We start from the raw sequence: 26115 nt of genomic DNA on the forward strand, positions 1-26115 counted from the left end.
AGAATTCTGCATTTCAGGCAGTCGCGCGGCTGCCTTTTTGTTTTTCACTGAACGCGAGGAAAGTGATCATGACCTCCGCCGTCATGCCCACCTACGCCCGTCTGCCGGTGGCCTTCGTCCGCGGCGAAGGCGCCTGGCTGTGGGACACGGAAGGCCGGCGTTATCTGGACGCGCTGGCCGGCATCGCCGTGTGCAATCTGGGGCACGCCCATCCGCGTTTGGCTCAGGTCCTGTGCGACCAGGCCAAGCGCCTGTGGCACACCTCCAACCTCTACCGCATCGAGCTCCAAGAGCAGTTGGCGGCCGAGCTGACCCGGCTGGCGGCGATGGACAACGTTTTCTTCTGCAATTCCGGCGCCGAGGCCAACGAAGCGGCGATCAAGCTGGCCCGCGCCTACGGCCACCGCCGCGGCATCGCAACGCCGAAGATCGTCGTCATGGAAGGCAGCTTCCACGGCCGCACCCTGGCAACCCTCAGCGCCACCGGCAATCCCAGGGTCCGGCAGGGTTTCGAGCCGTTGGTGGCGGGTTTCGTCCACTGTCCCTTCGGACAGGCGGAAGCGGTCGCGGCCCTGGCGGACGATCCCGACATCGTCGCCGTCCTGGTGGAACCGGTCCAGGGCGAGGGCGGGGTACGGGTGCCGCCGGCGGATTATCTGGCCCGGCTGCGCCGGCTCTGCGACCGCCACGGCTGGCTGCTGATGCTCGACGAGGTGCAAACCGGCATCGGCCGCTGCGGTCACTGGTTCGCCCATCAGCGCACCGGGATCGTTCCCGACGTCATGACCCTGGCCAAGGCCCTGGGCAACGGCTTTCCCATCGGCGCCTGCCTCGCCCGGGGGGAGGCGGCCGAGGTGCTGCAGGCGGGGATGCACGGTTCCACCTTCGGCGGAAACTTCCTCGCCTGCCGGGTGGCCCTGGAGGTGCTCCACATCATCGAAGCGGAAGACCTCCTCCCCCGGGCCCAGACCCTGGGCCGGCAGCTGGCCGCCGGCTTCCGGGAGCGTCTCGGCGATTTCCCCGGCATCCGGGACATCCGCCACCAGGGCCTCATGCTCGGTATCGAACTCGACCGCCCCTGCGGCATGCTGGTATCCCAGGCGCTGGCGGCGGGCGTTTTGATCAACGTCACCGCCACCTCCGTGGTCCGGCTGCTGCCGCCCCTGATCCTCGACGACGACCAGGCGGGGCAGCTGCTCGACACCCTTTCAACCCTCATCGTGAACACCCTGGACAAACCGTGAAACCACGCCACTTTCTCACCCTGCGCGACCTGAGCCCGCAGGAACTGCGTCACCTCATCGACCGCGCCATTGCCCTCAAGGCCCTCAAGGCGCCCTACGAGCCCCTCCGCAACAAGCTTTTGGGGATGATCTTCGAAAAGGCCTCCACCCGCACCCGGGTGTCCTTCGAAGCCGGCATCGTCCAGCTCGGCGGGGCGGCGGTGTTTCTGTCGCCGCGTGATTCCCAGCTCGGCCGCGGCGAACCGCTGGAGGACACCGCCCGGGTGATGTCGCGGATGGTGGACCTGATCGTCCTGCGCACCCACCGTCACGACACCGTGGTGCATTTCGCCAACCATTCTGCGGTGCCGGTCATCAACGGCCTCACCGACCGCTTCCATCCCTGCCAGCTGCTCGCGGACGTGCAGACCTACGTCGAGCACCGCGGCGACATCCGGGGCCGCAAGGTGGCCTGGATCGGCGACGGCAACAACATGTGCCAGTCCTACATCAACGCCGCGGTGCTGTTCGATTTTCATCTCCACATCGCTTGCCCCTCCGGATACGAGCCCGAGGCGCAGCTGGTGGCCGAGGCCGGCGACCACGTCACCCTCGGCCACGATCCCAAGGCGGCCGCCCGTGACGCCGACCTGGTGGTCACCGACGTCTGGGCCAGCATGGGGCAGGAGGAGGAACAGCAGCAACGCATCGCCGCCTTCCGGGATTTCCAGGTCACCCCCGCGCTGATGGCCCTGGCCAAGCCGGACGCCCTGTTCATGCACTGCCTGCCGGCCCACCGTGGCGAGGAAGTCGCCGCCGAAGTACTGGAGGGACCGCAAAGCGTGGTCTGGGACGAGGCGGAAAACCGCCTCCACGCCCAGAAGGCATTGATGGAATTCCTGGCGGGGTAAACCTTTTCCGTCCCGCACCGTCTTTGGCATTGTCCCCAGAGGATTTACAATGCCTGTTTTTCACCCTAGGTCCAGGAAGCTGCCGTGAAAGTTCTGATATTTCTTTTGGCCTGGTTGCCGGCGCTCGTCCTGGCGGCTGAAACCGCCTACGTCACCGACCGGGTCGAGGTGCTGGTGCGGACCGGCAAGGGCACCCAGTACAAGATCCTGCGCCGCCTCCCCAGCGGCTATCCGGTTACGGTGCTGGAGCGCGATCGCAACAGCGGCTATTCCCGCATCCGCCTCCGCGACGGCACCGAGGGCTGGATCTTGACTCGCTACCTGTCCGACCAGCCCAGCGCCCGTCAACAATTGGCCCAGGCCCAGGCGGCTCTGGAACGGCTGCGCCAGGAAAACGCCGCGCTGAAGCAGGAACTGACCGAATTGAAGTCGCAGCAGGGCAGTCTGAGCAGCGAACGCACCCAGCTGGCCCAGCGCAGCGCCCAGCTGGAGGCGGAATTGCAGCGCATCCGCAACGCCGCCGCCCACGCCCTGGAAATCCAGGACGAACGCAACCGTCTGCGCGAGCGGGTCGCCGATCTGGAGCGGCAGCTCAAGCAGCTGCAGCTGGAAAACCAGGCTTTGAGCCGGGAGAACTCGCAGCGCTGGTTCCTCATCGGCGCCGGGGTTCTCGGCGGCGGCATCCTGCTGGGGCTGATCCTGCCGCGGCTGGGCTGGCGCCGCAAGCGCGGCTGGGACTCCCTGTCCTCTCTTTAACCGATTCGCAACGGAGATCCAACCCACCATGACCGACAAGAAACGCCCCCATTCCTCCCAGATCGTCGACGGTTACGAGCGCGCCCCCAGCCGGGCGATGCTTCATCCCCTGGGCTTCAAGGACGAGGACTTCCAGAAACCCCAGATCGGTGTCGCCTCCACCTGGAACATGGTGACCCCGTGCAACATGCACATCAATCAGCTGGCCCAGTATGCCATCCGCGGCATCGAGGAAAACGGCGGCAAGGGCATCCTGTTCCATACCATCACCATCTCCGACGGCATCTCCATGGGCACCGAAGGGATGAAGTACTCCCTGGTGTCCCGCGAGGTGATCGCCGATTCCATCGAAACCGTGATGGGCTGCCAGGGCTACGACGGCCTGGTGGCCATCGGCGGCTGCGATAAGAACATGCCCGGCTGCCTGATCGCCATGGCGCGCCTCAACCGCCCGGCGGTGTTCGTCTACGGCGGCACCATCCTGCCCGGCAGTTGTGGCGACAGGAAACTGGACATCGTCTCGGTGTTCGAAGCCGTCGGCGCCCGTGCCAACGACCAGATCGACGACGCCGCCCTGCACGAGATCGAATCCCAGGCCATCCCCGGCCCCGGTGCCTGCGGCGGCATGTACACCGCCAACACCATGGCCTCGGCCATCGAGGCGCTGGGGATGAGCCTGCCCGGTTCCTCGGCCCAGGCCGCCGTCTCCCCGGAAAAGCAGCAGGACTGTGAACGTGCCGGCGAAGCGGTGCTCAGGCTGCTGGAGCTGGACCTCAAGCCCCGCGACATCATGACCCGCCAGGCCTTCGAGAACGCCATCACCGTGGTCATCGCCCTGGGCGGCTCCACCAATGCGGTCCTCCACCTGCTGGCGATGGCAGAGGCCTGCGGCGTGCCGTTGAGCCTGGACGACTTCACCCGCATCGGCAGGCAGGTGCCGGTGCTGGCCGACCTCAAACCCAGCGGCCGCTACCACATGGCCGACCTGATCGAGATCGGCGGCATCCAGCCGCTGATGAAAACGCTGCTCGACGCCGGCCTGCTGCACGGCGACTGCCTCACCGTCACCGGCAAGACCCTGGCGGAGAACCTGGCCGATGTCGCCCCCTACCCGGAAGGCCAGGACATCATCCGCCCCCTCGACAACCCCATCAAGAAGGACAGCCACCTGGTCATCCTCAAGGGCAACCTGGCCCCGGAAGGCGCGGTGGCCAAGATCAGCGGCAAGGAAGGTCTGCGTTTTACCGGCAGCGCCCGGGTGTTCGAGTGCGAGGAGGAAGCCCTGCAGCGCATTCTTGACGGCACGGTGCAGAAGGGCGATGTCATCGTCATCCGCTACGAAGGGCCCAAGGGCGGCCCCGGCATGCGCGAGATGCTGTCCCCCACCTCGGCGGTGATGGGCAAGGGGCTGGGCAAGGACGTGGCCCTCATCACCGACGGCCGCTTCTCCGGCGGCACCCACGGCTTCGTGGTCGGCCACATCACCCCGGAGGCCTACGTCGGCGGCCCCCTGGCCATCGTCAAGGACGGCGACACCATCACCATCGACGCCGAAACCCGGGAGCTGCGCCTGCACCTGAGCGACGAGGAAATCCAGGCCCGCCTGGCCCGCTGGCGCAAACCCGCTCCCCGCTACACCCGCGGCATCCTCGCCAAGTACGCGGCGTTGGTCAGCTCCGCCTCGGAAGGCGCCGTCACCGACAAGGATCTTGCCGACAAGCTCTGATCCGTGGGCAGGAACCGCGCAGGCACCGGCGGCCGCGGGGAAGGGTCTGAAGGGCGTAACCGGCCTGGACGGCCGGGTCCGGGCCCCCAGAGAAGGGTTCACGGCATCCCGGAAATCCCACACCCGCCAACACGCCGGCCATGATCGATCCGGCCGCCTTCGTCCGCTGGTTCCGGGGTGCCCTGCCCTACATCCATGCACATCGCGGACGGACCTTCGTGATCCATTTCGGCGGCGAGGCGGTGGCCGACGAACCCCGCTTCGCCAGCCTGGTCCACGACATCGCCCTGCTCCACGGCCTTGGCATCCGCCTGGTGCTGGTCCCGGGCATCCGCCCCCAGATCGAAGCCCGCCTGCAGCAGCGCGGTATCGCCTGCCGCTACCACCGGGGACAACGGATCACCGATGCGGCCGCCCTGGAATGCGTCAAGGAAGCCGCAGGCCAGGTCCGGGTGGAAATCGAGGCCCGGCTGTCGCTGGGGGTGGCCGATTCCCCCATGGCCGGGATGCGCCTGCCGGTGGTTTCCGGCAACTTCATCACCGCCAAACCCCTGGGCGTCATCGACGGCATCGACTTCCAGTACACCGGCGAGGTGCGCCGGGTCGACGCGCCGGGCATCCAGGCGCTGCTGGCCCAGGAACGTCTGGTGCTGATCCCCCCGCTCGGTTACTCCCCCACCGGCGAGGTCTTCAACCTCCGCGCCGAGGCCGTGGCCACCGCCGTCGCCACCGCCCTCAGGGCCGACAAATTCCTGATCCTGATGGAACAACCCTGCCGCCTAGATGACGAGCCGGTGGCCCAGCTGACCAGCAGCGAGGCCAGAACCCACCTGCACCGGAAGCGTTTCCCGGCACCGGTCGCCTCCCACGTGGAGGCGGCCGTGACCGCCGTGGAAGGCGGCGTCGAACGCGCCCACCTGCTCGACCGCCATCTCGACGGCGCCCTGCTGCTGGAACTGTTCACCCGCGACGGCGCCGGCACCCTGATCTCCCGCCAGCCCTTCGAATCCCTGCGCCCGGCCCGCCTTGACGACATCCCGGGCATCCTGGAACTCATCGCACCCCTGGAGCGGGAAGGGGTCCTGGTCAAACGCTCCCGGGAGAAACTGGAGACGGACCTGGCCGATTACTGCGTCATCGAACGCGACGGCCTGGTAATCGGCTGCGCCGCCCTGCACGCCTTCCCGGAAGTGAAGATGGGGGAACTGGCCTGCCTGGCCCTGCACCCGGACTACCGGGGGGAAAACCGCGGCCAGCGGCTGCTGGAACACATCGAGGACCGGGCCCGCCGCCAGGGGCTGGAGCGGCTGTTCGTCCTCACCACCCGTACCCTGCACTGGTTCCGGGAACGCGGCTTCCAGCCGGCCACCTTCGCCGATCTGCCGGTCCAGCGCCAGCGCTGCTACAATGCCCAGCGCAATTCCAAGGTGCTGATCAAATGTCTCTGACCACCTGGCGGCTGCCGGCTGACCGTTCCCCGTTGCGGCTGCTGCAACTGTCCGACTGCCATTTTCTCCCCCAACCGGGGGACACCCTGATGGGCGTCGACACCGAAAAGAGCTTTCAAGCCGTCCTCGAAGCCCTGCGACGCCACCCCCCCTGGCCGCCGGACCTCCTCCTGCTCACCGGCGATCTGGTTCAGGAACCCCTGCCCCCCCCCTACCGGCGCCTGCACCGCTACCTGGCCCCGCTTCCCTGTCCCTGGCTGGCGCTTCCGGGCAACCATGACGATCCCCGGCTGCTGGAGCAGATTCTCTGTGGAGACAGCCATCACTGCGCCGGTCAGGTCATTCTGGGCGACGCATGGCAGCTGATCGCCCTCGACAGCCACCTGCCCGGCTCCCACGCCGGCAGGCTCGCCCCTTCCCAGCTGGACTGGCTCCGGCGCTGTCTCGAGCGCTGCCGGCTGCCGGCGTTGATCACCCTCCACCACCCCCCAATCGCCGTCGGCAGCCGTTGGATGGACACCATGCAACTGCAGAACGCCGAAACCTTCTGGCGGCGGCTGGAAGGACACCCCCAGGTCAAGGGCATCGTCTTCGGCCACGTCCACCAGGCATTCAACGGCCGCTGTCGGGATATCCCCCTGTGGAGCGCACCCTCCACCTGCTTTCAGTTCAAACCCGGCAGCGACGACTTCGCCCTCGACGCCCTGCCCCCCGGCTGGCGCTGGCTCGAACTGTCACCCCACGGCCGTCTCCGCACCTGGGTGGAACGCCTGGCCGATCTCCCCGGCGGGCTGGACTTCGATGCCGGGGGCTATTAGAAACGGAACGAGGTCAGCAGCGCGAACAGGTGCCAGCGCCGCTGGCGTCCCTGCATGTCGTTCTCGGAAGCGGCGAGCCAGCCGGTGCCGTCCACTTTGTGCCACTCGGCCCGCAGCATCCACCAGGGCGTGACGTCCCAGCGCAGCCCCACGGTCCAGTCACGGGCGAAGCGGGCGTGGCGGGGCCTGCCGGTGAGGCGGGCGTAACGGCGGCCGCTGGTGTCGTCGCGGTCGGCGAAATAGACATCGTAACGCAACACCGCCTCCAGCTTGGGAAGCACCCGGTAGCTGCCCTGCAGGTAGTAACTCTCCCCGGTGATTTCGGTGTCGGGCAAGTGACGGCCGAAACCGTGGATGTCGAGGAAGCGCAACGCGTATTCGCCGGTCAGCGACAGCCGCTCGCCGTGGTACTGGGCGGAGAAGATCAGCGGTTTCAAACGCGGCTCCCCGGCTCTGAAAAAATCGTCCCGCCCCGGCTGGTAACGGTCATTGACGATGGCTCCGGTCACTGCCAGCCGTACCAGCCCTCCCTGGTATTCGTAACTGAGACGGCCGATGTAGGACAGATGAGGATCGAAATCCCCCGCTCTGTCCCCGCCCAGAGTCAGGCGCTCGAATTCCTTGTCTCCGACCCCGTTGGGCCATCCCAGTCCCAGGCGCAGGAACCAGTCGCCCCAGTCGCTGTAACGTTCTCCGTAGAACTGCACCCCGTCGCTGGCGAGCCCGAGATTGCGGGTGCGATCGAAATAGATGCTCTGGGGCAGGAAGATGGTGGGGCGGGTAAAGGCGACGTCGCGGGTTTCGCTGTACAGGCCGAAGGGATTCTTGACCCGCCCCAGCAGCAACCCGGCCCGGCCGACGGATCGAGACCAGAAGGTCCAGTCGGCCAGGGCGTAGTCGAGGCGCAACTGATTGGGATCCACCCGACCGGCCCGGCGGTAGAGCCCCTGGGCCGCCAGCATCAGACTGGCGGTAGGGCGGTAGGAGACATTGAGCCCGGCCTCGAGAAAATCCAGGCTGCCGTCCTCGCTCCTGCCATACCAGCGATTGCCGGAAGTCCAGGTGAAGCCCTGGCTGAGGAAACCGTGAACCTGGAGGCCGTCCGCACCCGGTACCTCCCAGGCGGAAACCGGCACTGCCCCCCAGGCGACAATCAGAATCGGCAGCCACTTGCGTACGAATTTCATGCTTCGAGTATAGTGTCCATCCCCTCACCGAACCTCGACCGGCTTCACGTGTTCGTCGATCCATTCGGGGGGAAGATAACCGATCGCCCCGGGGTTGGCGGCAATACGCGCATGCAGGGTTTTCACGTCGTCAACCTCGACCGGTGCCTGACCGGTTCCCGAATAGACGTTGCGGTCCCAGATCCGGCGCAGTTGGTGGGGATAGACGTGAAGGATACGTTTGCAAAAAGCCCGGTGCAGGGGATGATCGTCCGGCAGCACATAGAGCCGGACCGGCGTGCCGTCAGGCCAGACACGCCGGCGCATGGCGAAAATAGCGCGCAGCTCGTTGCGGGAAAGGCGGGTGACGGAAACACCGGGATGAACGGCGACGACGACGTCCTGCACCGGGTCCTCGCCCCCCTCCCCCACCGACAGCACCAGGCCGATCAGCAGAAAAACCGTAAGCCGCCAAACACGTCCCAAAACGAACAAGCTTCCTCCAGTCAATCGGGAGGCCGGGCGCAAGCCACGGGAACGGCCCTAGTCCGCCGCCAGAAACCCCCGGGGATCGATCGGCACCGAAGCCGAAACCAGCAACCGTCCCAGTTCGGTCAGCGCCCGGCGATAAACCTCCTTCTTAAAATAGACGACTTCGCGCAGCGGGTGCCAATATTCCACCCAACGCCAGGCGTCGAACTCCGGCCTGCCGCAACGGTCAAGGCAGATCCGGGTTTCGTCGGCCCGCAGGCGCAACAGGAACCACAACTGTTTCTGGCCGATGCACAGCGGCAGGGAATGACGCCGGATGTAGCGCGCCGGCAGACGGTAGCGCAACCAGTCGCGGGTCCGGCCGATCACCTCGACATCGTCCACGGACAGGCCGGTCTCCTCATACAGTTCCCGGTACATCGCCGCCTCAGGGTCCTCGCAGCGCTTGATGCCTCCCTGGGGAAACTGCCACGACCGCATTCCCACTCGCCGGGCCCAGAACACCCGGCCGGCATCGTTGCAGAGCACGATCCCCACATTGGGACGGAATCCATCGGCATCAATCATGTCTAAGCCTGCAAATCGCTTTCGGTGATAGAATTTACGTTCTCCATTCTTTATAAGCTACACTCACCCGGTACCACAGGCAACTTTCGTGATTCCCGAATCCGACCCTCAGCGTGCGCCCGCCCTGGCGCTCTTCGATCTCGACAATACCCTTCTGGGCGGTGACAGCGATTATCTCTGGGGCCAGTTCCTGGTCGAGCGGGGCCTGGTGGACCGCGACCACTACGAGGCCGCCAACCGGCGCTTCTACGACGACTACCGCCGCGGCCGTCTCGACATCCGCGCCTTCTTGCGCTTCGCCCTGAAACCGCTGACCGAACACGATCCTGAACAGCTCGAGACCTGGCGACGACAGTTCCTTGCCGAGAAGATCGAACCGATCCTGCTGCCGGCGGCACAAAAGCTGGTGGACTGCCATCGCCGCCGCGGCGACAGGCTGGTGGTCATCACCGCCACCAACGCCTTCGTCACCGCCCCCATCGCCGCCCGCTTCGGCGTCGACGACCTGATCGCCACCGAGCCGGAATTCAAGGATGGCCGCTACACCGGGGATTTTGTCGGCACCCCCTGCTTCCAGGAAGGCAAGGTCGTACGCCTGCGCCAGTGGTTGCAGCACCACGATTACGATCTGCGCCGGGCGACCTTCTACAGCGATTCCCATAACGACCTGCCGCTGCTGGAGCAGGTCGGCCACCCGGTCGTCGTCGATCCCGACCCGACCCTGGCGGCGCAGGCCTCGGCGCGCGGCTGGCCCATCCTCAGCCTGCGCCAAGGTACGGAACCGGTGAAACGGGAGACGTCTTAAGCCTTGCGGATCCAGTAATGGAATATCCCGTCTTCCCGGCGGCGTTGCAGGATCTCGTTGCCACTCTGCTCGGAGAAGACGCCGAAATCCAGCTCCGACGCCGGGTCGGTGGCGATGACGTGGACGATCTGGCCCGGGGCCATCTCGTTGAGAACTTTTTTCAGTTTGAGCAGCGGCAGCGGGCAATGCAGCCCGCTGGTGTCCAGTTCGCGATCGGATTCCATGATGCATCGAAATTTTCCCGTCAGATGCCAATAATAGCAAAACCGGTCTGCCGCCGATGGACTACCTGCCGCTGTTCCTGAAACTCACCGGCCGCCCCTGTCTCGTGGTCGGCGGTGGCGCGGTGGCCCTGCGGAAAGCCGAAATGCTGCGCCGGACGGGCGCCGAAGTCAGCGTCATCGCCCCCCGGTTCCACCCGCAACTGGAAACCCTCTCCCGTAAGGGCGAAATCCAATTGCGGCGTCAGGATTACACCCCCGCCGCCCTGGACGGCGCCGCGCTGGTCATCGCCGCCACCGACGACCTCGCCCTCAACCGCCGTATCGCGACCGAGGCACGCCGGCGCGGCATCTGGGTCAACACCGTCGATCAACCGGACGACTGCGATTTCATCCTGCCGGCCATCGTCGACCGCTCCCCGGTTGTGGTCGCCGTCTCCAGCGGTGGCCGGGCACCGGTCCTGACGCGGCTGGTGAAGGCCAGGCTGGAAACCCTGCTGCCAGCCAGTCTGGGACGGCTGGCGGCCCTGGCCGGGCGTTTCAGGGAAACGGTCAAACGCCGTCTCCCGGTCCAGAGGCGGCGGCGTTTCTGGGAGCAGGTCTTCGACGGCGCCCCCGCTCAACTGCTGCACGCCGGTCAGGAACAGGCCGCCGCCCGGGCCCTGGAGCAGGCCCTGAAGGCCGCGGAAACGGACCGCCCCCTCCCCGGCTACGTGGCGTTGGTGGGGGCCGGCCCCGGCGATCCCGAGCTGCTCACCCTGCGCGCCCTGCGCCTGCTTCAGGAAGCCGATGTGGTGGTCTACGACCGCCTGGTGTCGCAACCGATTCTGGAACTGATCCGCCGCGATGCGGAAAAGATCTACGCCGGCAAGGCCCGCGCCGACCACACCCTGCCCCAGGATGCCATCAATACGCTGCTGGTGCGGCTGGCGAAACAGGGCAAGCGGGTGGTGCGCCTCAAGGGCGGCGACCCCTTCATTTTCGGCCGCGGCGGCGAGGAGATCGCAACCCTAGCGGACGAAGGCGTTCCCTTCATCGTGGTCCCCGGCATCACCGCCGCCTCCGGCTGCGCCAGTTACGCCGGCATTCCCCTGACCCACCGCGACTATGCCCACTCCTGCCTGTTCGTCACCGGCCACCGCCGCGGCGACCGCCCCAACCTGGACTGGAACCGGCTCATCGCTCCCCGTCAGACCTTGGTGATCTACATGGGTCTGCTAGGCTTAGAGGAGATCTGTCAGGCTCTGGTCGCCCACGGCATGGATCCGGCCATGCCCGCGGCCCTGGTTCAGGCCGGCACCACCCCGCAGCAACAGGTGGTGGTGGCCACCGTGGCGACGCTGGCGGACAGGGCCCGACAAGCCGGCGTTGTCCCGCCCACCCTGGTGATCGTGGGCGAAGTGGTGCGCCTGCATGACAAACTGGCCTGGTTCCAAGGAAATCAGCGATGAAAATGATTCTGTCCCTGTTGTTGACCCTGCTTCTGAGCGCCTGTGGCGATGCCAATCCGCCCCTGAAGACCTGGAAGCTGGTTCCCGGCGGTATCACCGCCGCCGCGGTGGCCGACAACCATGCCCTGCTGGCCAGCATCGACCAGGGAGCCCAGTGGTGGCAACTGAAACCGAAAAAGCTGCTCCACAGTTTCCGTCACGGCCAGGCAGAGCAGGAGATGATCGCCGTCGCGGTCACCGCCGACGGCCGTTTCGCAGTCACCGCCGACCGCAACGGCCTGGCCTGGTGGGACACCGGCAGCGGGCGGCCCCTGGCCTCCTGGGCCCTGGAAGACATCCACAGCCTGGCGCTGTCGGCCGACGGCCGGTGGGCGCTGATCGGTCTCGGGGACCGGGCGGTCTATTTCTCCCTGCGCCACGGCAAGACCCGTTTCGCCTTCCCCCACGACCGCGCGGTCAAGACCGTGGCTCTGGACCGCCAGGGCCGTTTCGCCCTCACCGGCAGCGACGATGGCAGCGCCAAACTGTGGGATCTGCAAGACGGCAGGCTGCGCTACAGCTGGAGACAACGGGGCAAACTGGCCGCCGTCACCCTTTCCGACCGCGGCACCTACGCCCTGACCAATCCGCTCCTCGGTCCGATCCAGGTCTGGAAGACTGCCGACGGCAAATTGAAACGGCAACTCGGGCCCCAATACGTCACCGTCACCCGTGCCGCCTTCACCCCCTCGGAGGGGCTGCTGGCTACCGGCCATCCTTCCCAAGGCATCAGGCTCTGGAGTCTCAAACGTGGCAAGCTGCTGCGCCAGTTTCTGCCGCGTCAGGCCGGCATTCTCAAACCCACCTCGGCACCGGTGCTGGCGCTGCGCTTCGTGAAGGGGGGAAAACAGCTGCTCAGCGCCACCTCTGACGGCGCCGTCCAGCTGTGGACGATCCGCGGCAAAAAGAAAAAGTGACGCCCAACGAAAACGGCCCGGTGATGACCGGGCCGCCTCCTTAATGTGATGCCGTGACGGCTCAGCTTCCTGCCTTGCAGGCCTTCATCTTATCCTTCAGAGTCTTGGGCTTTTTGACCTTGCCCTTAATCTTGCCATCGGACAAAGCCTTCAGATAAGCGTACAGGGCGTCGAGGGCCTGATCTTCGGTCATGCAGGCCTTTTCCACCAGGCCGATCTTCATGATCTGCGGCGCCATCGGCGTCATGATGGTACCCGGACGGCCTTCCTTGACCACCTTGAGGAATTCTTCCTTGCTCAGTTTCTTGATGCTCTCGGTCAGATCCGGGAACGGACGCACGTCGTGGCAGGTACCACAGCCACGGCCGGCGGTACGCTCGTAGATCTTCATCCCCAGCCACAGCATTTCGTCCTGGGTGAACTCGACGGCGAACGCCTGGGCAGTCAGGCCCATGCCGGCTGCCATCGCCACACCCATGATCAGTTTACGCAGTTTCATCAGTCAGGTCCTCCTTTGCGGATTGTCGGTAGTGACAGGATAGCGGCCATCCTCTGAATCCTCACTGAACCCCCTTGGGACCTCTATCCTGAAACAGGTACACAAGAAAAAAATTATAGCAAAGCCCAAAGCCACCCCCGGCGGGAAATTTTCACAGCCTGACACCTATCGACTTACAAATCCAGGGCTGGAAAAGGGCTGCCGGACCGAAATTCTTCCCTGAATTTAGGCCCGGAGCGACCGTCCCTGGCCGCCGACAGCCCCTTTCCAGCCCCTCCGGCAGAAGGAATAGGTGATGAGTTTTTACAGTTCCCGCGTCGCCTTGAAGCGGACATCCGGCCAGCGTTCCTCGGCCAGCTGCAGGTTGACCCGGGTCGGCGCCAGATAGACCAGAAAACCGCCGCCGTCCTCGGCCAGATATTCGAAGTTCTTGCGCTTGAACTCCTCCAGCACCTTGGGATCGTCGCACTCGATCCAGCGTGCGGTGGCGACGTTGACAGGTTCGTAGCCGCATTCCACGTTGTACTCGTCCCGCAGGCGGAAGGCAGTGACGTCGAACTGCAGCACCCCCACGGCACCCAGGATCAGATCGTTGTTCTTCAGCGGCCTGAACACCTGGGTCGCCCCCTCCTCACTGAGCTGAAGCAGGCCCTTGTGCAGCGCCTTGGCCTTGAGCGGATCCTTGAGTACCACACGGCGGAACAGCTCCGGGGCGAAATAGGGAATGCCGCCGAACTTGAGCTTTTCTCCCTGGGTGAAGGTGTCGGCCACCTGGATGGTGCCGTGGTTGTAGAGGCCGATGATGTCGCCGGGCCAGGCTTCCTCCACGTGCTGGCGGCTGGCGGCCTGAAAAGTCATGGCGTTGGCGACGGTGATTTGTTTCCCCAAACGCACGTGGTACAGCTTCATGCCCTTGCGGTAGCTGCCGCTGCAGATACGCAGGAAGGCGATGCGGTCGCGGTGCTGGGGATCCATGTTCGCCTGGATCTTGAACACGAAACCGCTGAACCTGGGCTCGTCCGGCGACACCACCCGCTCGAGCGCGGCCCGCGGCCGCGGCGGCGGCGCATATTTGGCGAAGGCGTCGAGCAGTTCGAGCACGCCGAAGTTGTTGATCGCCGAACCGAAGAACACCGGTGTCTGCCGGCCCTGCAGATAGGCCGCGTGATCGAAGGGGTGACTGGCGCCGCGCACCAGTTCGATCTCCTCGCGCAGTTCGCCGACCTGCTCCCCGAGACGTTCATCGAGCAGGGGATTGTCCAGTCCCTCGATGATCTCCCCCTTGACCACCCGGTCGCGGTGCCTGGCGTCGAACAGATGCACGGCGTCCTCTTCCAGATGATAGACACCCTTGAAACGCTGCCCCATGCCGATAGGCCAGGTAAGCGGCGCACAGGCGATGCCGAGCACCGCCTCGATCTCGTCGAGCAGTTCGATAGGTTCGCGCCCCTCGCGGTCGAGCTTGTTGATGAAGGTGATGATGGGGGTGTCGCGCATGCGGCACACCTCCATCAGCTTGATGGTGCGTTCCTCCACCCCCTTGGCGCTGTCGATCACCATCAGAGCCGAGTCCACCGCGGTCAGGGTGCGGTAGGTGTCCTCGGAGAAGTCGGCATGCCCGGGGGTGTCGAGTAGATTCAACAGACAGCCGCCGTGCTCGAACTGCATCACCGAGGTGGTCACGGAAATGCCGCGCTGCTTCTCCAGCGCCATCCAGTCGGAGGTGGCGTGGCGCGCTGCCTTGCGGCCCTTGATCGCGCCGGCCATCTGGATGGCACCGCCGAACAGCAGCAGCTTCTCGGTCAGGGTGGTCTTGCCGGCGTCGGGGTGGGAAATGATGGCGAAGGTGCGGCGTTTGGCGATTTCCTGGTGCAGATCGGTCATGGGTGGTTCTGGTCTGAAAAAAGCCTTCGATTATACCGGCTGTTGGATCGGCAGCGCCGCCTTTCATTCCCTGCCGGGATTCGTGGTAACCTTAAATCCTCTCAGCGACCACGAGGGTTTTCGTCATGGCGGAGAACCAGACCCGGACGAACGACCGCTTCACCCTGATCGACGAACGCGACGGCAAACGCTACCAGCGCCCCCTGCTCCACGGCACCCTGGGACCGCCGGCCATCGACATCCGCAATTTCTACGGCGAGGCCGGGGTGTTGACCTACGATCCCGGTTTCACCTCCACCGCCTCGTGCAAGTCGGCGATCACCTTCATCGACGGTGAGGAGGGGGTGCTTCTCTATCGCGGCTACCCGATCCAGGAGCTGGCCACCCAGAGCGATTACATGGAGGTCTGCTACCTGCTGCTCTATGGCGAACTGCCCTCGCCGGAGGAAAAGGCGGAATTCGTCAACGATATCAAACGCCACACCCTGATCCACGACCAGTTGATGCACTTCTTCCGCGGCTTCACCCGCGCCGCCCATCCGATGGCGATCATGGTCGGGGTGGTGGGGGCGCTGTCGGCCTTCTACCACGAGGACACCGACATCTACGATCCCGAGCAGCGCATGCTGGCCGCCTACCGCATCATCGCCAAGATGCCCACCATCGGCGCCTACGCCTACCGCTACACCATCGGCCGCCCCTTCGTCTATCCCCGCAACGACTTCAGCTACGCCGAGAACCTGCTCTACATGACCTTCTCGGTGCCGTCGGAGGAATACCGCCCCGATCCGGTGCTGGTTAGGGCGCTGGACCGCATTCTCATCCTCCACGCCGACCACGAGCAGAACGCCTCCACCTCCACGGTGCGGCTGGCCGGTTCCTCCGGCGCCAATCCCTTCGCCTGCATCTCCGCCGGCATCGCCTCCCTGTGGGGGCCGGCCCACGGCGGTGCCAACGAGGCGGTGCTGAAGATGTTGATGGAGATCGGCGACAAGCGCCGCATTCCCGAATACATCGCCCGCGCCAAGGACAAGAACGATCCCTTCCGGCTCATGGGCTTCGGCCACCGGGTTTACAAGAACTACGACCCGCGCGCGGCCATCATGCGCGAGACCTGCTACGAGGTGCTGGAGGCCCTGGGACACGAGGACGACCCGCTGCTGGAGCTGGCGATGGAGCTGGAGAAGGTTGCCCTCCAGGACGAATACTTCATCGAACGCAAGCTCTATCCCAACGTGGACTTCTACACCGGCATCGTCCTGCGCGCCATGGGGTTTCCGACCCGGATGTTCACGGTGCTGTTCGCCATCGGCCGCACCGTCGGCTGGGTGGCCCACTGGAAGGAGATGATCTCCGATCCCGAGTCCAAGATCGGCCGCCCGCGCCAGCTCTACGTCGGCGCCCCCCAGCGTCCCTTCGTGCCGATGGAAAAGCGCCCCGCACCGGGACACCGCACCTGGAGCCGGTTCTGGGGCGGCGGGGAAAAGTAGCCCATGCGCCGTCTGCTGCTTTCCGGCCTGGGGGCGTTACTGCTGAGCGCCTGCGCCGTCCCCCACCGCCCCGCCCCCCCGTCGCCCCTGCGCCAGGCGGAAAACCTGTACCAGGCCGGCCAGTACCGCCAGGCCGCCTTGCTCTATGAAAGCCAGGCCGGAAACCTGCCGCCCGCAGAAAGCCTGCGGGCGCGCCTTTACGCCGCCGAGGCTTGGTACCGGGCCGGGGAAACCGCCCACGCCCGCCGGCTGCTGGCGACGATCGAACCCGCCCGCCTGCCGGCGGAGGAACAGCTCGATTACGCCTTCCTCAGCGCCCGCCTGGCGCTGGCGGCGGAACGGCCGGAACTGGCGTTGCGTCATCTGGAACGCATCGACCCGCGCCGGCTGCCGCCCATCCGCCAGCGGCAACTGCACGAACTCAAGGCCCGCGCCTACGCCCTCACCGGCGACCTGGCCGGCCAGGTGCGCGAACGCGTCGTCCTGGCCCGTTTCCTGCGTGACCCGCGCTCGGTCAGCGACAACAACGCCGCCATCCTCGAAGCGCTGCTGCATCTGCCGGAGGAATCGCTGCAGGCCCTGGCCCAAAGCGGCGACCGGGAACTGGCCGGGTGGGTCGAGCTGGCCCGGATCCTGCGCCGCTATCCCAACCGCTCACCGGCCCTGGATGCCGCCGTCGCCGAATGGCGCAGCCGCCATCCCTATCATCCGGCCGACCGCCATCGCTTTCTCGAACGTTATCTGACCACCCTGGCCCCGCCGCTGCAGCGGCCGGAAAAGATCGCCGCCCTGCTGCCAACCTCCGGCCCCTACCGGCAGGCCGGCGAGGCGGTGCTGGCCGGCATCGAAGCCCTGCGCCGCCAGCCGACGGCCTGGGAGGCCGATTTTGTGCTTTACGACAGCGAATCCGGCGATCCGGTAACGCTTTACCGCCAGGCGGCGGAACAGGGCGCGCAGATGGTCCTCGGCCCGCTGCTGAAGCCCAAGCTGGAACGCCTGGCAGCGCTGGCCGGCTTCAATCCCCCGGTGCTGGCGCTCAACCGGCTCGCGCAGACAGCCCGCCCCGGACTCTACCAATTGGCGCTGGCTCCCGAAGAGAGCATCGAGCAGGTCGCCGCCAGCGCCTGGATGCACGATCACCGCCGCGCCCTGGCGCTGCTGCCGGACACGCCGACGGGGGAACGCATCGGCGGCCACTTCGCCGCCACCTGGGAGAATCTGGGCGGCCGCCTGCTGGAAACGGCCCGCTACGATCCCGCCCAGGCCGATCACACCGCCGCGATCGAAAAGGTGCTCAACATCGACGAAAGCAAGCGCCGCTACCGGCGTCTGCGCAAAGTCGTGTGGGAGGTGAAATTCCAGCCCCGGGTACGGCGCGACGCGGATTTCATCTTCCTCCAGGCCGATCCGGGCCAAGGGCGGCTGATCCGCCCGCAGCTGCGGTTCCACCGCGCCGAGCACCTTCCGGTCTACGCCACCCGCGACATCTACCAGGGCCATCCCGACCCGCAGCGGGACCAGGATCTGGACGGCATCCGTTTCTGCGACATTCCCTGGCTGCTGGGCGGCGATGTCGGCAACCTTCCCACCGTGGACGCTTTCGAGGCCGAGCACGGGCTGCATTCGGGCGGCTGGCTGCGCCTGGCGGCCCTGGGGATGGACGCCTGGCAGCTGCCCTTCACCCTGCTGGTGGACCAGCAGCCGGTCCAGGGCGCGACCGGCCTGCTGAGCCTGGGCCCGGAAGGCCGCATCCGCCGCCGCCTGACCTGCGCCGAATTCCGCCACGGCGTGCCGGAAGTGTACGGCCTGGCGCCGGAAGCGCTCACCGATGCCGCGCCGCGCCCCCAGTGATATCGGCAGGGCGGCGGAGGACGCGGCCCTGGCTTGGCTGCAGCGCCGGGGCCTGACCCTGGTCGCCCGCAACTGGCGCTGGCGCGGCGGGGAGATCGACCTGATCCTGCGCGAAGGGGAATGGCTGGTGTTCGTGGAAGTGCGCTGCCGCCGTCCCAACCCCTTCGCCGACGGCCCCGCCTCCATCGACCGCCGCAAACAGAGGCGGCTGCGGCAGGGGGCCGCGCTGTTCCTGGCCCGCCACGGAGACTGTCCGGCGCGCTTCGACGTGGTCGCCCTCACCCCCGACCGGGACGGCTACCGGATCGAATGGATCCGCAACGCCATCGAGGGCAAGGGTTAATCCTCCTCCAGCACCCACCCCAGAGACAGACGCAGGGTCAGCACGCTCACCGCCAGCGGATAAACCAGATAGCGCTGGGGAAACAGCAGGGACAGCAGCACAATGCCGGCCCACACCGGAGCGCTGAACCACCATTGGCGCAGCAGCGTTTCCACCAGTTCCCGCTCCTTGGGATCGGCGAAGCCGATTTCGGCGGCGAAGCGGAAGCGGCCGACGAATACGTCCAGAAGCACGAAATAGACCGGGTAGATCTTGAACAGCGGCGCTTCGGGAAAGAACACATTGAGCCAACCGCCCAGCCACAGCCACAGCGAGGCCCACAGCAGCAGATCGTAACACCGCGCCGGGGACAGCAGCCCGCGCTTGGCCTGCAGCAATACCAGCAGCACCGTCACCACACCCACGGACAGCACCCAGAGCCAGTACTGCTTCAGCCCCACCAGCAGCGGCGGCCACAGCCAGAAAGCCACCGCCAGGACCGCCGCCGTGACGGTGAACAGTGGGAAGACGAAATTCCGGCTCCAGCGCGACCTGCTCATTCCGCCAGGGTGAGGCGCAGCGACAGGTCCACCGCCCGCACGTGCTTGGTCAGGGCGCCGACGGAAATCCGGTCGACCCCCGTCAGGGCCACCTCGCGGATGTTGTCGAGGCCGATGTTGCCGGAAGCCTCCAGCAGCGCCCGCCCGGCATTCAGCCGCACCGCCGTCCGCAAGTCTTCCAGGGAAAAGTTGTCGAGCAGGATCATGTCGGCGCCGGCTGCCAAGGCTTCTTCCAGCTCCGCCAGGGATTCCACCTCCACCTGCACCGGCAGCCCGGTCTCCAGGGCCCGGGCCTGCCGCACCGCGGCGGCGATGGAACCGGCGGCGGCGATGTGGTTTTCCTTGATGAGGATGCCGTCGTACAGCCCCATGCGGTGGTTGACCCCGCCGCCCACCTCGACCGCGTACTTCTGCCAGCGCCTAAGCCCCGGAATGGTCTTGCGGGTGTCGAGCACCACCGCGCCGGTGCCGGCGACGGCCCCGGCGTAACGGCGGGTGACGGTGGCGGTAGCGGACACGGTCTGGAGGAAGTTGAGGGCGGTGCGCTCGGCGGTCAGGAGCGCCCGGGCCGGGCCTTCGAGCCGGCACAGGACGGCATCGGCGGCCACCGCCTCCCCCTCGGCCGCCTCCCAGTGGATGCGGCAGGCGGGATCGACCTCGGCGAAGACCGCCTCGAATCCGTCGCGGCCGCACAGCACCATGGGCTCGCGGGTGACGACCCGGCCCCGGGCGCGGCGTTCCGGCGGGATGATGGCGGCGGTGAGGTCGCCGCTGCCCACGTCCTCGGCCAGCCAGGCCCGGATCTGCTCGCGATCGACGATCATTACAAAGGCTCCAGATAATCGACTTTCAGTTGGACGCTGCGGCGGCCGCGGAATTCGTTGACGTCGAGCTGATAGGCCAGGCGCAGCTGGGCACACTCCAGCCAGGCGGCCGGGTCGTCGAGATTGAAAGCGATGGCGTCCAGAGCCGGGCCGGCGGGCGGGACCACGGTCAGTTTCAGATGGCGCTCGCCGACGATGCGCGCCTGGCACACGGCAAAATCGCCGTGGAACAGGGGCTCCGGAAACGCCTGTCCCCAGGGGCCGGCCCGGCGCAGGGTCTCGGCCAGCTCCAGGGAAAACTGCGGCGGCGCGAGGGTGCCGTCGGTGGCCAGGATCTCATCGGCGGCGATTCCGGCGGCGGCCACCTGGGCCTCGAAGGCGGCGGCGAAACGGTCCAGATGCTCCGGTGCCAGGCTCAAACCCGCCGCCATCGCGTGGCCGCCGTAACGGGCGATCAGACCCGGCCGGGCGGCATCGATGGCGGCGAGCACGTCGCGGATGTGAAGCCCCGGAACCGAGCGCGCCGACCCCTTGAGCAGGCCGTCCTCGCCGGGGGCGAAGGCGATCACCGGCCTGCCGGTGCGGTCCTTGATCCGCGAGGCCAGAATCCCCACCACCCCTTCGTGCCAGCCGGGATCGTAAAGACAGATGGCGGCGTTGCCCCCGTCCCAGTCGCGGCTGTCCAGAATCTGCAGGGCCTCGGCCTGCATCTGGGCCTCGATGTCGCGGCGCTCGCGGTTGAGGGCGTCGAGGCGGGCGGCCAGCCGGCGGGCCGCGTTTGGATCGTCGCTGAGGAGGCAGCGGATGCCGACGGTCATGTCCTCGAGGCGGCCGGCGGCGTTGAGGCGGGGGCCGGCGGCGAAAGCCAGGTCGCTGGTCACCAGGTCCGCCAGGCTGCGCCCGGCCGCCTCCAGCAGCGCCCGGATGCCGGGCCGCAGCCGCCCCCGCCGCATCCGTTCGAGGCCCTGGTGGACCAGAATGCGGTTAACCGTATCCAGGGGCACCACGTCGGCCACCGTGCCCAGTGCCACCAGATCGAGCCAGTCGGCCAGATTGACCTCCGCCGCCCGCCCCCGCGCCCGCAATTCTGCCCGCAGGGCGATGAGGACGTAGAACATCACTCCCACCCCAGCCAGGGCCTTGCCGGGGAAGGCATCTTCGGGAAGATTGGGATTGACGATGGCGTCGGCCTCAGGCAGCGCCTCGCCGGGAAGATGATGGTCGGTGATCAGTACGTCCAGCTCGGCTTCCTTGGCCGCCGCCACCCCCTGAAGGCTGGCGATGCCGTTGTCCACCGTCAGCAGCACGTCGGGGCGGCGGGCCAGCGCCTCCCGCACCAGACCGGGCGTCAGGCCGTAACCGAGCTTGAAACGGTCCGGGACGATGAAATCCACCCGCCGGGCGCCCAGGGCCCGCAGCCCTGACACCGCCAGGGCGCAGGCGGTCGCCCCGTCGGCGTCGTAATCGGCCACCACCAGAATGGCCTCATCCCGCTCGATGGCCGCCGCCAGGCGCGCGGTCAGCGTTTCTATACCGCTTAGCGTGCCGGGCGGCGGCAGGCGCTTCAAGGTGTAAGCGAGTTCCTCCGCCCGGCGTATCCCTCGGGCCAGATAAATGCGCTTCAGGACAGGATGGAGGTGGGAAGGAAGATCATGTGGTTCATCCGGCAGGGGCCGAAGCCGCAATCGGCGCTTACGCATTGGCCATCATCCCAACAAAGGCAGAACACGGGCCCGCGAGCGCGAGGGTTCTACCACAATCAAGGCACCGTGTTCCAATTGGGGAGCAAAACGCCGAAGCGCCTCATCTAAAGTTTCCAAAAACACCGATGAAAGCACATTCTGAACACGTAATTGAATGACACTTGGGGCCTCTGCCTGGGTTGCTGCCAGCAACGCCCCGAAATCTAGATCATGGCTGACAACCACATAGCCATGACACGCTGCATAACGCATGATCGTTCTGTCATCCGCTTCAGGCCGCCCTACCTCAATCCAGTGAACAACGTCCCATCCTCGCGCCTGAAGTTGAATTGCAAAACCTGGCGGCAAATTCATATCCAGAAGTAACTTCACCGTCAGGAAGCTTCCTCTAATTCGACGTCCATTTCCTCGGCGCGCCAGGCAGCATAGGCCAACGCCTCGCGAATGTCTTCTTTTTCTAGATAAGGGTAAGCCTTCAGGATTTCCGCCTCACTATGCCCTGCCGCCAGCAAGGAAACGATATTCCCTACGGTCACGCGCGTTCCGCGAATGCAGGGTTTTCCACCCATGACTTTGGGATCGAGGGTAATCCTTTCAAAGCGTTTCATAGCCGTTCCAAAATCGCCCGTTTCACCGCCTCCAGATCTGCCGGGACCGCAGCCGGAGCCACCTGACACTGGCGGATGGCGGTGTCCGGGTCCTTGAGGCCGTTGCCGGTGAGGGTGCAGACCACGGTGCTGCCCTCGGGAATCCTGCCGGTCTTCAGATCGTGCATGGCGCCGGCGATCGACGTGGCCGAGGCCGGCTCGCAGAAGATGCCTTCGCGGTCGGCCAGCAGCTTCTGGGCCTTGAGGATCTGCGCGTCGGAGAAGGCCTCGAACCAGCCGCCGGATTCGCGCTGGGCGGTCAGGGCACCCTCCCACGACTGGGGATTGCCGATACGGATGGCGGTGGCGACGGTTTCCGGGTGTGCCACCGGCGCGCCCTTGATGAAGGGCGCGGCCCCCTCGGCCTGGTAGCCGCACATCACCGGCTGCTTCGAGGCCACGCCGTCGCCGTGGTATTCCTTGTATCCCTTCCAGTAGGCAGTGATGTTGCCGGCGTTGCCCACCGGCAGGCAGTGGTAGTCGGGGGCGTCCCCCAGGGCGTCCACGATCTCGAAGGCGGCGGTCTTCTGGCCCTCGATGCGGTAGGTATTGATGGAGTTGACGATGGACACCGGGGCGTGGTCGGCGATTTCCTTGACGATGCGCATGCCGTCGTCGAAGTTGCCCTGGATCTGGATCACCTCGGCCCCGTGCATCAGGGCCTGGGCCAGCTTGCCGAGGGCGATCTTGCCTTCCGGGATCAGCACGAAGCACTTGATGCCGCAGCGGGCCGCATAGGCCGCCGCCGAGGCGGAGGTGTTGCCGGTGGAGGCGCAGATGATCGCCCGGCTGCCCTCTTCGCGCACCGCGCGGGTCACCGCCACGGTCATGCCGCGGTCCTTGAAGGAGCCGGTGGGATTGAGCCCCTCGAACTTGACGTACAGATCCACATTCCGCCCGATCAGCTTGGGGATGTTCTCCAGCCGGATCAGGGGCGTGTCCCCCTCGCACAGGGAGACCGGGACGGTGGCGGGCTGCAGGGGCAGACGGTCGCGGTAACGGTCGATGAGGCCGGTGTAACGGGTCACGGATTCACTCCAAAGTTTCCAGGCGGATACGGTACGGCGGGGCCTTGACGCTGTCGAGGGCGGTGATGCGTTCCAGGGCGGCGTCGAAGGCACACTCCTGCACCCGGTGGGTCAGGAAGATCAGCGGCACGTCGGTCTGGCCCAGCTGGGGCTCCTTCTGGATCACCGCCTCGATGCTGATGTTTTCGCCTGCGAGGATGCGGGCCACGTCGGCCAGCACCCCGGGGCGGTCGGCCACCCGCAGGCGCAGGTAATAGGCGGTCTCCACCGCAGCCATGGGGAGGGGCGGCAGGTCCGAGAGGGCGTCGGGCTGGAAGGCCAGATGGGGGACGCGGTTTTCCGGATCGGCGGTCATGGTACGGACCACATCCACCAGATCGGCCACCACCGCCGAGGCGGTCGGCTCGGCCCCGGCGCCGGGGCCATAGTAGAGGGTCGGGCCGACGGCATCCCCCTTGACCACCACGGCGTTCATCACCCCGTCCACGTTGGCCAGCAGGCGCCGGGCCGGCACCAGGCAGGGATGGACCCGAAGCTCCACGCCGTTTTCGCGGCGGCGGGCGATCCCCAGGTGCTTGATGCGGTAGCCCAGTTCCTCGGCGTAGCGGACGTCCTCCTGGGTGATGCGGGTGATGCCCTCGGTATAGACCCTGTCGAACTGGAGCGGGATGCCGAAGGCGATGGCGGCGAGGATGGTGAGCTTGTGGGCGGCGTCGATGCCCTCCACGTCGAAGGTGGGATCGGCCTCGGCGTAACCGAGACGCTGGGCCTCGGCGAGGACATCGTCGAAGTCGCGCCCCTGGTCGCGCATGGCGGTGAGGATAAAGTTGCCGGTGCCGTTGATGATGCCGGCGAGCCATTCGATGCGGTTTCCCGCCAGCCCCTCGCGCAGCACCTTGATGATGGGGATGCCGCCGGCCACCGCCGCCTCGAAGGCCACCATCACCCCTTTTTCCGAGGCCCTGGCGAAGATCTCGTTGCCGTGCAGGGCGATCAGCGCCTTGTTGGCGGTGACCACGTGCTTGCCCCGCTCGATGGCGCCCAACACCAGCTCGCGGGCGATGTCGGTGCCGCCGATCAGTTCGGCGACGATGGCGATCTCAGGATCGTCCACCACCTGCCAGGGATCGGTCGCCAACTCGATCCCGGACAGGTCGCAGATGCGCGGCTTGTCCGGACTGCGGGTAAAGGCTTTGGCGATCACCAGCGCCCGGCCGGCGCGGCGGGCGATCTCCTCGCCGTTGCGGGCCAGCACGTTGACCGTGCCCCCGCCGACAGTTCCCAGCCCCAGAAGGCCGACTTTGACCGGTTCCAATGTCCTCACTCCTTATCAATCACAAACCAACGCCGGAATCTCCTCACCATGCTCGATCCGGTCCGCCAGCACTCTCAATGCCAGCGCCTCAGCTTTGGCGATGGCCTCACGGCGGTTTTTCCCATAGACCATGACACCAGGCAACTCTGGAACTTCGGCAATCCAGCGTCCGTCCTGCTCCTGCTCCAATTCGATGCGAAACACGGTTATCTTCCCCCGTTCCTGGGCAGCATTATAACGTCCCGTCCCGGCGCATCATATGGCGGATGCCGCGGATCGCCTGGCGGGTGCGGTGTTCGTTCTCGATCAGGCCGAAGCGCACGAATCCTTCCCCATACTGACCGAAGCCGACGCCGGGGGAGACCGCCACCTTGGCCTCCAGCAGCAGCTTCTTGGAGAATTCCAGCGACCCCATGGCCCGGTAGCTTTCAGGAATCGGGGCCCACACGAACATGGTGGCCTTCGGCTTCTCCACCTCCCAGCCGAGCTGGTTCAAGCCTTCGCACAGCACGTCGCGGCGGCGCTTGTACATGGCGCGGATCTCGTCCACGCAGTCCTGGGGACCCTCCAGGGCGGTGATGGCGGCGATCTGGATCGGGGTGAACATACCGTAGTCCAGATAGGACTTGAGCCGCCCCAGAGCCGCCACCAGTTCGCGGTTGCCGCACATGAATCCGACCCGCCAGCCGGGCATGTTGTAGGTCTTGGACAGGGAGTAGAACTCCACCGCCAGATCCATCGCCCCCGGCACCTGGAGGATGGACGGCGCCTGGTAACCGTCGAAGACGATCTCGGCATAGGCGATGTCGTGCACCAGCCAGATACGGTGCTCGCGGGCGATGGCCACCACGCGCTCGAAGAAATCCAGATCCACGCACTGGGTGGTGGGGTTGGCGGGGAAGTTGAGGATCAGCATCTTGGGCTTGGGCCACAGGTCGGCGATGGCCTGCTCCAGCTCCTCGAAGAAATCCCGACCCGAGGTCAGCGGCACGTGCCGGATGTCGGCCCCGGCGATAACGCAGCCATAGGGGTGGATCGGATAGGCGGGGTTGGGTACCAGCACCACGTCCCCCGGCCCCAGGGTCGCCAGGGCCAGATGGGCCAGCCCCTCCTTGGAGCCAATGGTGACGATGGCCTGGGTTTCCGGGTCGAGCTGGACGTCGTACTTGCGCGCGTACCAGTCGCAGATGGCCTTGCGCAGGCGCGGAATCCCCTTCGACAGGGAATAGCGGTGGGTGTTGTCGCGCTGGGCTGCCTCCACCAGCTTGGCGATGATGTGGCGCGGGGGCGGCTGGTCCGGGTTGCCCATGCCGAAGTCGATGATGTCCTCGCCGGCGGCCCGCTGCCTGGCCTTGAGCTGGTTGACGATGTTGAAGACGTAGGGAGGCAGGCGCTTGATGCGTTGGAATTCTTCCATCCGTTTAGTCGGTGAGATAAATGGGTTAAAGTTAC

At 66.3% G+C, this 26115-nt stretch carries 27 protein-coding genes; 12 read left to right on the forward strand and 15 right to left on the reverse strand.

What is annotated here, in order from left to right; genetic code table 11:
* The first annotated feature begins 68 nt into the window (after positions 1-68).
* The 6 genes from MCIT9_RS11180 to cpdA all read left to right on the forward strand — a co-directional run bounded on the left by MCIT9_RS11180 (position 69) and on the right by cpdA (position 6882).
* On the forward strand, positions 69-1244 hold the full coding sequence (locus MCIT9_RS11180) for an acetylornithine transaminase (protein ID WP_317704961.1): 1176 nt from the start codon (positions 69-71) through the stop codon (positions 1242-1244).
* Positions 1241-2134, forward strand: a complete 894-nt coding sequence (argF, locus tag MCIT9_RS11185) for an ornithine carbamoyltransferase (protein WP_317704962.1) — start codon at positions 1241-1243, stop codon at positions 2132-2134. The genes MCIT9_RS11180 and argF overlap by 4 nt, the downstream gene beginning before the upstream one ends.
* 84 nt (positions 2135-2218) lie before the next feature.
* The gene (locus MCIT9_RS11190; RefSeq protein ID WP_317704963.1) at positions 2219-2890 is read left to right on the forward strand and encodes a TIGR04211 family SH3 domain-containing protein; all 672 of its coding nucleotides are present in this window, start codon (positions 2219-2221) and stop codon (positions 2888-2890) included.
* Positions 2891-2918: 28 nt separating this feature from the next.
* Positions 2919-4616: a dihydroxy-acid dehydratase gene (gene ilvD, locus MCIT9_RS11195; protein ID WP_317704964.1), complete on the forward strand. Its 1698-nt coding sequence runs from the start codon at positions 2919-2921 to the stop codon at positions 4614-4616.
* Positions 4617-4756: 140 nt separating this feature from the next.
* On the forward strand, positions 4757-6064 hold the full coding sequence (argA, locus tag MCIT9_RS11200; protein ID WP_317704965.1) for an amino-acid N-acetyltransferase: 1308 nt from the start codon (positions 4757-4759) through the stop codon (positions 6062-6064).
* Positions 6055-6882: a 3',5'-cyclic-AMP phosphodiesterase gene (cpdA, locus tag MCIT9_RS11205; RefSeq protein WP_317704966.1), complete on the forward strand. Its 828-nt coding sequence runs from the start codon at positions 6055-6057 to the stop codon at positions 6880-6882. The genes argA and cpdA overlap by 10 nt, the downstream gene beginning before the upstream one ends.
* On the opposite strand, the gene MCIT9_RS11210 is transcribed toward cpdA, so the two are convergent.
* The 3 genes from MCIT9_RS11210 to MCIT9_RS11220 are packed head-to-tail and all read right to left on the reverse strand — an operon-like array spanning position 6879 to position 9107.
* Positions 6879-8069 (reverse strand): TonB-dependent receptor, encoded by a 1191-nt coding sequence (locus tag MCIT9_RS11210; RefSeq protein ID WP_317704967.1) that lies wholly within the window; start codon positions 8067-8069, stop codon positions 6879-6881. The genes cpdA and MCIT9_RS11210 overlap by 4 nt on opposite strands.
* A gap of 24 nt (positions 8070-8093) precedes the next feature.
* Positions 8094-8534 carry a hypothetical protein gene (locus MCIT9_RS11215; RefSeq protein ID WP_317704968.1) on the reverse strand — a complete coding sequence of 147 codons (441 nt, stop codon included), beginning with the start codon at positions 8532-8534 and terminating at the stop codon, positions 8094-8096.
* A 57-nt stretch (positions 8535-8591) separates the two neighbouring features.
* Positions 8592-9107: an RNA pyrophosphohydrolase gene (locus MCIT9_RS11220; RefSeq protein WP_317704969.1), complete on the reverse strand. Its 516-nt coding sequence runs from the start codon at positions 9105-9107 to the stop codon at positions 8592-8594.
* Between the two features lie 88 nt (positions 9108-9195).
* Here MCIT9_RS11220 and MCIT9_RS11225 point away from each other — a divergent pair, with 88 nt between their 5' ends.
* Positions 9196-9912 (forward strand): histidinol-phosphatase, encoded by a 717-nt coding sequence (locus MCIT9_RS11225; RefSeq protein WP_317704970.1) that lies wholly within the window; start codon positions 9196-9198, stop codon positions 9910-9912.
* Here the strand turns inward: MCIT9_RS11225 and MCIT9_RS11230 are convergent.
* On the reverse strand, positions 9909-10136 hold the full coding sequence (locus MCIT9_RS11230) for a sulfurtransferase TusA family protein (RefSeq protein WP_317704971.1): 228 nt from the start codon (positions 10134-10136) through the stop codon (positions 9909-9911). The two genes, MCIT9_RS11225 and MCIT9_RS11230, sit on opposite strands and share 4 nt — an antisense overlap.
* Positions 10137-10192: 56 nt before the next feature.
* Between MCIT9_RS11230 and cysG the strand changes: the two genes are divergently transcribed.
* Together cysG and MCIT9_RS11240 are read left to right on the forward strand one after the other, a co-directional pair.
* A complete protein-coding gene (gene cysG, locus MCIT9_RS11235) occupies positions 10193-11584 on the forward strand; it encodes a siroheme synthase CysG (protein ID WP_317704972.1) in 1392 nt (463 codons plus the stop codon).
* The gene (locus MCIT9_RS11240; RefSeq protein WP_317704973.1) at positions 11581-12540 is read left to right on the forward strand and encodes a WD40 repeat domain-containing protein; all 960 of its coding nucleotides are present in this window, start codon (positions 11581-11583) and stop codon (positions 12538-12540) included. Before cysG ends, MCIT9_RS11240 begins: the two co-directional genes overlap by 4 nt.
* Before the next feature lie 61 nt (positions 12541-12601).
* Here the strand turns inward: MCIT9_RS11240 and MCIT9_RS11245 are convergent, their stop codons facing one another.
* Together MCIT9_RS11245 and MCIT9_RS11250 are read right to left on the reverse strand one after the other, a co-directional pair.
* Positions 12602-13039, reverse strand: coding sequence for a c-type cytochrome (locus MCIT9_RS11245; protein ID WP_317704974.1), 438 nt, complete (start codon positions 13037-13039; stop codon positions 12602-12604).
* A gap of 303 nt (positions 13040-13342) precedes the next feature.
* Complete coding sequence (locus MCIT9_RS11250) at positions 13343-14923, reverse strand: peptide chain release factor 3 (RefSeq protein ID WP_317704975.1); 1581 nt, start codon at positions 14921-14923, stop codon at positions 13343-13345.
* Positions 14924-15048: 125 nt separating this feature from the next.
* Between MCIT9_RS11250 and gltA the strand changes: the two genes are divergently transcribed.
* Genes gltA through MCIT9_RS11265 form a run of 3 tightly spaced genes read left to right on the forward strand, consistent with a single transcriptional unit; the run spans position 15049 to position 18607 of the window.
* Positions 15049-16413, forward strand: a complete 1365-nt coding sequence (gene gltA / locus MCIT9_RS11255) for a citrate synthase (RefSeq protein ID WP_317704976.1) — start codon at positions 15049-15051, stop codon at positions 16411-16413.
* A gap of 3 nt (positions 16414-16416) precedes the next feature.
* On the forward strand, positions 16417-18264 hold the full coding sequence (locus MCIT9_RS11260; protein ID WP_317704977.1) for a penicillin-binding protein activator: 1848 nt from the start codon (positions 16417-16419) through the stop codon (positions 18262-18264).
* A complete protein-coding gene (locus MCIT9_RS11265; RefSeq protein WP_317704978.1) occupies positions 18242-18607 on the forward strand; it encodes a YraN family protein in 366 nt (121 codons plus the stop codon). Before MCIT9_RS11260 ends, MCIT9_RS11265 begins: the two co-directional genes overlap by 23 nt.
* Here MCIT9_RS11265 and MCIT9_RS11270 read toward each other — a convergent pair.
* Genes MCIT9_RS11270 through alaC form a run of 9 tightly spaced genes read right to left on the reverse strand, consistent with a single transcriptional unit; the run spans position 18604 to position 26080 of the window.
* Positions 18604-19146, reverse strand: coding sequence for a hypothetical protein (locus MCIT9_RS11270; protein ID WP_317704979.1), 543 nt, complete (start codon positions 19144-19146; stop codon positions 18604-18606). The genes MCIT9_RS11265 and MCIT9_RS11270 overlap by 4 nt on opposite strands.
* A complete protein-coding gene (gene nadC / locus MCIT9_RS11275) occupies positions 19143-19970 on the reverse strand; it encodes a carboxylating nicotinate-nucleotide diphosphorylase (protein WP_317704980.1) in 828 nt (275 codons plus the stop codon). The genes MCIT9_RS11270 and nadC overlap by 4 nt, the downstream gene beginning before the upstream one ends.
* Positions 19970-21670 (reverse strand): single-stranded-DNA-specific exonuclease RecJ, encoded by a 1701-nt coding sequence (gene recJ / locus MCIT9_RS11280; protein WP_317704981.1) that lies wholly within the window; start codon positions 21668-21670, stop codon positions 19970-19972. The genes nadC and recJ overlap by 1 nt, the downstream gene beginning before the upstream one ends.
* A gap of 6 nt (positions 21671-21676) precedes the next feature.
* Positions 21677-22045: a DUF5615 family PIN-like protein gene (locus MCIT9_RS11285; protein ID WP_317704982.1), complete on the reverse strand. Its 369-nt coding sequence runs from the start codon at positions 22043-22045 to the stop codon at positions 21677-21679.
* Between the two features lie 2 nt (positions 22046-22047).
* Positions 22048-22281: a DUF433 domain-containing protein gene (locus MCIT9_RS11290; protein ID WP_317704983.1), complete on the reverse strand. Its 234-nt coding sequence runs from the start codon at positions 22279-22281 to the stop codon at positions 22048-22050.
* Complete coding sequence (gene thrC, locus MCIT9_RS11295; protein ID WP_317704984.1) at positions 22278-23348, reverse strand: threonine synthase; 1071 nt, start codon at positions 23346-23348, stop codon at positions 22278-22280. Before thrC ends, MCIT9_RS11290 begins: the two co-directional genes overlap by 4 nt.
* A gap of 4 nt (positions 23349-23352) precedes the next feature.
* Positions 23353-24663 (reverse strand): homoserine dehydrogenase, encoded by a 1311-nt coding sequence (locus MCIT9_RS11300; protein WP_317704985.1) that lies wholly within the window; start codon positions 24661-24663, stop codon positions 23353-23355.
* Between the two features lie 15 nt (positions 24664-24678).
* Positions 24679-24867, reverse strand: a complete 189-nt coding sequence (locus tag MCIT9_RS11305) for a type II toxin-antitoxin system HicB family antitoxin (protein WP_317704986.1) — start codon at positions 24865-24867, stop codon at positions 24679-24681.
* A gap of 28 nt (positions 24868-24895) precedes the next feature.
* On the reverse strand, positions 24896-26080 hold the full coding sequence (gene alaC, locus MCIT9_RS11310) for an alanine transaminase (protein WP_317704987.1): 1185 nt from the start codon (positions 26078-26080) through the stop codon (positions 24896-24898).
* Positions 26081-26115: the final 35 nt, after the last annotated feature.

This window comes from Methylomarinovum caldicuralii (assembly GCF_033126985.1).
Lineage (GTDB): Bacteria > Pseudomonadota > Gammaproteobacteria > Methylococcales > Methylothermaceae > Methylohalobius > Methylohalobius caldicuralii.